Below are 6,681 nucleotides of genomic sequence, written 5' to 3' on the forward strand. Positions count from 1 at the left end.
TCAAGATATATAAAGACAATCCGTATAGTATGGATCGGAATGCACAGTGCTGCAGACTCAGGCAAATCAAACAAAATATAAGCCTGGCTCCAAAAGGCCATATGTAATCGCAGCTGTCGGCGTCGTTATTGACATTGTAAGTTTCATCGTCTTTGTCAGGTTTGGTATCAATCCCGCGCAAGCTCACGTTATCAGCTTTTTTTGCAGCTCCATTTTCTATTTGACCGCAATACATGCGGGCAGTTTTGCCTCCGATAGGCGGAAAGCACCGTTCAAGACACTTCTTGTGATCGCTTTTCTCTTCATTCTCATTCTTTGTATGAGAGGCGGAATTGTCGCGACGTGTCTTTTCACATTGAAACTTCCCGTGGTAGCCGTTGACGCTCTAGCATCATTTTCAACATTGGGAATGGTTGTCGTTGCAAGAAAGATCATTCTGAAGTTAGATGATTTTCATTCAGACGGTGTGCTGTTAGCCTCAGCTGGTGCAATTGCCTATCTGGTCGTTCTTCGGCTTCTGTATCTTGGGCAGTCCAATCTTCTGCCGGAGGAAGCCTATTATTGGAACTACGCGCAACATCTTGATATCGGATATCTTGATCATCCGCCGATGGTTGCATGGTTGATCTGGATCGGTACGAAGCTGTTCGGAGACCATGAGTTCGGTGTTCGCATCGGCGCTTTTCTTTGCTGGTTTGCCACCGCATCATTCTCGTATGCGTATGGGCGAAATCTCTTCGGAAAACCTGTTGCCGTTGGCTGCCTGTTGCTGGTTGCCGTCGCGCCGTTTTACTTCTCGACCGGCTTTTTTATGATGCCGGACGCACCTTTGACGGCGTCTTGGGCTGCCACGCTATATTTCCTCGAGCGCGCGCTGGTGGGCGGCAGACAAAAAGCATGGCTCGGCGCCGGGCTGGCGTTGGGGCTGGGATTGCTGTCAAAATACACCATCGTCTTGCTGGGACCGGCCGCCCTTCTGTTCATGTTGATCGATCCGAAATCGCGCCGCTGGTTCGGCCGGATGGAGCCGTATCTTGCCGCAGCCTTGTCGATCATCCTGTTTTCACCGGTTATTTACTGGAACGCCACCCATCAATGGATGTCCTTCGCGTTCCAGGGATCCCGGCGCGTCAGCGCAGCATTTCACTTTACGCTGCCATCGCTCATCATAAGCGCGGCCGTCCTCATAACGCCTCCCGGGCTTGTCGCCGCAATCATCGGGCTGAAATCCAATCTTGCTGCTCTGCGTCATCGGACAGGCGATCGGCGAATGCTTTTCGTGCTTCTCTTCACACTGGTTCCGCTTGCTGTTTTCGTCGTGTTCAGTCTGTCGCATGAAAACAAGCCAAACTGGACGGGTCCTTTATGGCTCGCGATTTTGCCATCCGTGGCCTCCGTGCTGGTCCGATCCTTGGAGCGAAGCACCGATACCGATCGCAAGCCGAGGCGCATCTGGCTTGCGACGATCGGCATTGCGATGTCGGTCTACGCCGTGTTGTTTCACTATGTTGCGTTGGGCTTTCCCGGCGTGGGCTACATTCACAACATTCGCACACTTCCGGTGGCCTGGAATGAGTTCGGCAAGGCAGTTGGCGACATCAAGGCGGAGATCGCAAAGGACAGCCCCAAGCCTGTCGTTCTGATCGGAACAGACAAGTATTTTCTCGCAAGCGAGATGGCCTTTTACGCGCGACAGGCAGCCTCTCTTCCGGCCAATTCCGTCGGACAAAGTGCCATCGGTAGCGACAGCCTCATGTACGATGTCTGGTATCCAGCGGATAGCCTTCGCGGGGATACGGCAATCCTTGTCTCCCTGAAGCGAAACGAGCTGCAGCAGGAGAACCTGGCGCAATATTTCTCTCGTCTCGACGATATCAACGAACAAGTGGTGCGCAAGAACGGCCGTACCGTCGGCACATTCTATTATCGCGTCGGCCACGATCTCGGCGCCTGCCAGGATGCGCCCGCCGGCTGCGCGCAGCCGGCGTCTCAATAGAGGCTTACTTTGCCGGCAACTCTTCAAGCGCAGGATTTGCCCGAAATTTCCTCACGAATTCAGAGTATTGTCAGGTGCCCATGGAATAGTGCCGGCATCGAAGTCGCTTCAGGCGTCATGGCGAGCCGACAAGCGATGAAGAGCAAAAGGATACTGACTGGCCACTTTGCCGCTGCGGCGGCCGAGCGAGCCGGAGCGTGTTTCTGCGCGACTTCGTCGATTTAACTCGCCCGTTCATGTTGGAACAATTTACGCCTATGAATTCTTCTCAATTAATCGCTCTCGACGCACGCGACGGGGATTCGGCCGTGTCATTTTCTCCCCCCGCACAACGGGCGGGGCTGGAATTGTCTGTCGTGGTCCCAACCTTCAATGAGCGGGAGAATGTCATCCCCTTGGTGGAGCGCCTGCGCAAGGCGCTTGCTGGAATTTCCTGGGAGGTCATCTTTGTCGACGACGATTCCACCGATAGAACCGTCGATGTGGTCAGAGATTTATCCATTAACGATCCGCGTATCCGCGCAATCAGACGCGTCCACAGACGAGGACTTGCAGGCGCGTGCCTTGAGGGCATCTTGTCGACGTCAGCGCCGATTGTCGCGGTGATGGACGCCGATTTGCAGCATGATGAAACACGGCTGGCGACGATGCTCTCCATGATGCGCGGCGGCCGGACCGATCTTGTGGTTGCGACACGATATTCCGGTGATGGCTCTTCCGGTCAGGGGTTCAACCGTATTCGCCAGGCCGGCAGTCATATGGCCATCGGTATGGCCAAGCGACTCTTGAAGGTGGAGACATCCGATCCGATGAGTGGCTTCTTCATGGTGCGGCGGACTTTGATCGATGAGCTTGCACCCAAGCTCTCGCAGCAAGGTTTCAAGATATTGCTCGACATCATCGCGTCGTCTCCCATGCCGCTCAGCATTGGCGAGATATCATACGTGTTCAGGCCGAGAATCCATGGCGAAAGCAAACTGGACGCATCCGTCGTGCTGGAATATCTCGGGCTGCTGGTCGCGAAATGGTCAAGGGATCTCATTTCTCCGCGAATGGTTCTGTTTGGTCTTGTCGGCCTGAGCGGTGTCGTCGTCCATTTGAGCATGCTTCGCCTGCTGCTGACGGCCGGCTTGCCATTTGCAGCTGGTCAAGCGGTTGCCATGCTGTTTGCCGTGGTTTCCAATTACACGTTGAACAATGCACTGACCTATCGAGATCGCCGTCGACGCGGCTTGCACTTCCTGACCGGCATGATGATGTTTGCTGCACTCTGCAGCCTGGGCGTTCTTGCTGGAACAGGCGTGTCGTCGCTCTTTTACTCGCAAGAACCACAATGGTGGTTGGCGGGCCTCGCGGGCGCTGTCATTGGCGCGGGATGGAACTATATCACCAGCTCTATGATTACCTGGAGACGGTGAAGCTGTCCGGATCACGGACGATGATATCCGTGGCGCGATCGTTGAGAAACGCAGTGACTAGAGGTAGGAAGCCCTCTTGCTAGCTTGACTCGTGTCTGGCACGGGAGTCGGGGAGCTGTGATGATCGCGCGGGCTCCAATCCCGGAAAGCAGAGACTTACCCTCAAGCCCGGTCCGTTGTCGTCTAGCGAGATGCGTGCAGCGTGCAGATCGGCGATTGCTTTGACCAGGCTCAATCCGAGACCGTTGCCCGGCGTGGTGCGGCTCTTGTCGAGCCGATAGAGCCGCCGAAAAACGAGCTCCCGCTCCGCCTCCGGTATGCCCGGGCCGCTGTCCGATATGCTGGCGCGGTACGACTGTGGATCAATGGAGAGCGACATGATGATGGTCGTTCCCGGCGGACAGTGCGTTATCGCGTTCTCGACAAGGTTGACGAAGAGCTGGGTCAACAACTCATTGTCGCCGTTGATGAGGCAAGGGCCGGAAACGGTCGGCAGCACCACGAGCTTTTGCAGATTGTCTTCAGCAACATCCGCATAGATCTCCGCGACCGAACTCATAATGTCCCAGAGATTGACGATCTTGAAGCGTGTCCTTCGCGCTCCCGCCTCGATTTGGGAAATCCGCAGCAATGCTTCGAACGTGGCGTTTATCCTGGCAATCTCGTCTTTCGCGTCGAACATCAGATCTTCGACATTTCCACCTTGTTCCAGTCTCTGCAGAGACTGCTCGATCGTCAGGCCAAGGCGATTGAGCGGCGTTTTCAGGTCGTGAGCAATATCGGCGCTTACCTGCCGCATTCCCTCAACGAGGCTGGATAACCGCGAAAGCGCCTCGTTCATATGCGACGAGACCACATCGATATCGTCGCCATTTCCGCGAATTGGTATCCGTCGCGCCAGATTTCCCGCGGAGACGTCGACCATCGTAGTCTCGATGGAATCGAGACGGCGTTGCGTGCGGCGCGCGAGAAACGTTCCTCCGAGCACCATCGTGGCGATAATGACGACGGATGCCCAGGCAAAGCTGACCAACGCGATCTTTTCGATACGGTCGATTTCGCGATAGCTCTGACCAACAATCAGTCCGTTACCGCCGACGACACCGGCCTTGATCCTGATCGGATCTTCCTCCTCCATTCCCAGCATGGCGGCGGGGAGGGTTGATAGCCCCTGATCGACGCGAGTGAGCTGAACGTTGCCGGCAAGTTTCTGACCGTTCGAATCGACCAGGAGAAAGATCTGGTCTTCTGGACGTTTCAAGGCGGAATAGGTCGAAACCGCCGCGACCAGATCTTCCAGGTCGTTCGAGGAAAAGGTCGAGGCGACGACTGAATACGTGTCTTGAATGGAAACGTCGAGCGATCGCGAAAGCTCGCGTTTCATCAGACCATAGGCAACCAGACCGGCAATCAAAAACGCGATGATGAAGAAGAGGCCAAAGGAGAGCGCTAGACGAAAAGGCGTGCTGCGCAGAAGCCTATCGCGGCGCATGAATGCAATATCCGGTGTTTCGAACGGTATGGAGAAGAGGGACGTCGAATGGCTTGTCGATCTTCGCACGCAACCTGCTGATATGGGTTTCGACGACACTGGTCTTCGGATCGAAATGGAAATCCCACACGCGTTCGAGCAGCATGGTTCGCGTCAGCACGCGACCTTCGCCACGCATGAGGACTTCCAATAGCGTAAATTCACGCGGTTGGAGTTCGATGGCAACCCCGCGCCTCTGAACCTGGCGTCTGGCTATGTCCAGTTCGAGATCGGCGACCTTTAGAACAATCTTTTCGTCTTGGACCGGTGGACGCCGCGCCAATGCATTGAGCCGCGCCATCAACTCGGAAAATGCGAAAGGCTTTGTGAGGTAGTCGTCGCCACCGGCCTCCAGCCCTTCCACCCGATCATCGACGCCGCTGATGGACGTGAGAAACGGCGCGGGCGTCTTGACCTTGGCTGCCCTTGCGGCCTTGACCAGCGAGAGACCATCCAAGCCAGGGATCATTCGATCGCCAACCAGGACGTCGTAGCTTTCGCGGGTAACTTGGAAAAGAGCGTCCGTTCCGTCCTTGAGCGTCTCACAGCTATGGCCGGCTTCGACAAGGCCTCGCGCGATATATTCCGCGGTTTTCGGATCGTCTTCTACGAGAAGAATCTTCATGTTCAGGACGGACGCCTCATCTGCGCAATCAACTTCACCACATATTTGCCTGAAGAAGTTGTCTCTCACCTGAACGTCCGCTTACAAATTCGTAAGGTCTTGGACACCACGCACTTGCATTCTTACGAAATGGTAAGACTGCAGCAAGTTTTGCGTAAAGCGGCTTGGGTAGCATTCATGTGTTTGCTTGAGGCACGGCAGTCCATTTCGTTTTTCGGTGCAGTTGTGCACCATTCAAGGTAGGCCGCCTCATCCCATGCGATTGGTTATGACACTAGAATGAAGGTAAGATGTTGCAGCGACTTTACGCATGGGTGGCCGCTTTAAGCAGCAGGCCATCGGCAGAAATCTGGTTGGCCGTCATCGCATTCGTCGAAAGTTCCGTTTTTCTGGTCCCAACCGATATTCTGTTCATTCCAATGGTGTTGGCAAGGCTCGACAAGGCGCTACGGCTAGCTATTGTTGCAACTGTCGCATCCGTTGCGGGTGGAGTTGCCGGTTGGTTGATCGGCTTTTATGCCTATGAGGCGATCGCTCGCCCGATATTGTCATTTTATGGCAAGCTCGATGCGTTTGAGCACCTCCGCTCCTATGTCGATCTACGTTGGATTGCTTTGCTTCTTGTAAGCTCTGGCTTCGCGCACTTTCCTCCCATCAAGGTTGTTACGATCCTTTCCGGCGTAGTTCATACCAATCTGCTCGTCTTCGTCGGCCTTTCGACATTGGCGCGGGGCGCGCGATTTCTGATTCTCGCTCTGCTGCTGCAGCGTTATGGGACCAGCATATTGGCGTTCCTTCGAGAGAAACGCTCCGTGATAATCTCCATTTCGGTGGTGGCGGTTGCGATTGCCCTTCTAGGATATGGATTGGCAAGGCAATTCTAGATGCTGCGGTTTCGGGCCTGGTGGTCGTAAAGCCGACCACCAGGCGAAGCTCGACCGCTCGTTTCAAACCGCTCAGATGAGCCCGGCTTCCGTCATGAGATCGGTGACCTTCTTGCTGTTCAGCTTCGAGGGTTCGACCTTCGGTGCCTGCAGATCCTTCAGCGGAACCAGCTTCGGATTGGACGCATCGCCATTGCCGACGGCATATTCAAAGGAATCGCCATCGC

5 protein-coding genes and 1 pseudogene are annotated in these 6,681 nt (G+C 55.1%); 3 read left to right on the forward strand and 3 right to left on the reverse strand.

The genetic code is table 11. From position 1 onward, the window contains the following. Positions 1-466 precede the first annotated feature (466 nt). Both HGP17_RS32515 and HGP17_RS32520 read left to right on the forward strand, forming a co-directional pair. The gene (locus HGP17_RS32515; protein WP_168815997.1) at positions 467-1,996 is read left to right on the forward strand and encodes a glycosyltransferase family 39 protein; all 1,530 of its coding nucleotides are present in this window, start codon (positions 467-469) and stop codon (positions 1,994-1,996) included. Positions 1,997-2,193: 197 nt separating this feature from the next. Then, positions 2,194-3,414, forward strand: a complete 1,221-nt coding sequence (locus tag HGP17_RS32520; protein ID WP_348649015.1) for a glycosyltransferase family 2 protein — start codon at positions 2,194-2,196, stop codon at positions 3,412-3,414. A 79-nt stretch (positions 3,415-3,493) separates the two neighbouring features. Here the strand turns inward: HGP17_RS32520 and HGP17_RS32525 are convergent, their stop codons facing one another. Both HGP17_RS32525 and HGP17_RS32530 read right to left on the reverse strand, forming a co-directional pair. Next, a complete protein-coding gene (locus HGP17_RS32525; protein WP_168815999.1) occupies positions 3,494-4,906 on the reverse strand; it encodes a HAMP domain-containing sensor histidine kinase in 1,413 nt (470 codons plus the stop codon). After that, positions 4,893-5,570 carry a response regulator transcription factor gene (locus HGP17_RS32530; protein ID WP_168816001.1) on the reverse strand — a complete coding sequence of 226 codons (678 nt, stop codon included), beginning with the start codon at positions 5,568-5,570 and terminating at the stop codon, positions 4,893-4,895. The genes HGP17_RS32525 and HGP17_RS32530 overlap by 14 nt, the downstream gene beginning before the upstream one ends. 290 nt (positions 5,571-5,860) lie before the next feature. Between HGP17_RS32530 and HGP17_RS32535 the strand changes: the two genes are divergently transcribed. Beyond that, positions 5,861-6,454: a YqaA family protein gene (locus tag HGP17_RS32535; RefSeq protein WP_168816003.1), complete on the forward strand. Its 594-nt coding sequence runs from the start codon at positions 5,861-5,863 to the stop codon at positions 6,452-6,454. A 72-nt stretch (positions 6,455-6,526) separates the two neighbouring features. Here HGP17_RS32535 and HGP17_RS33865 read toward each other — a convergent pair. Continuing rightward, positions 6,527-6,681: pseudogene (locus HGP17_RS33865) on the reverse strand (iron ABC transporter substrate-binding protein); the annotation flags it as partial.

It is taken from the genome of Rhizobium sp. P38BS-XIX, from assembly GCF_012641435.1.
In the GTDB taxonomy this organism is placed as follows: domain Bacteria; phylum Pseudomonadota; class Alphaproteobacteria; order Rhizobiales; family Rhizobiaceae; genus Rhizobium.

Coding starts and splice junctions, on each gene's coding strand:
- HGP17_RS32525 (WP_168815999.1), bottom strand. CDS start 4,906: ATGCGCCGCGATAGGCTTCTGCGCAGCACGCCTTTTCGTCTAGCGCTC.
- HGP17_RS32530 (WP_168816001.1), bottom strand. CDS start 5,570: ATGAAGATTCTTCTCGTAGAAGACGATCCGAAAACCGCGGAATATATC.
- HGP17_RS32535 (WP_168816003.1), top strand. CDS start 5,861: ATGTTGCAGCGACTTTACGCATGGGTGGCCGCTTTAAGCAGCAGGCCA.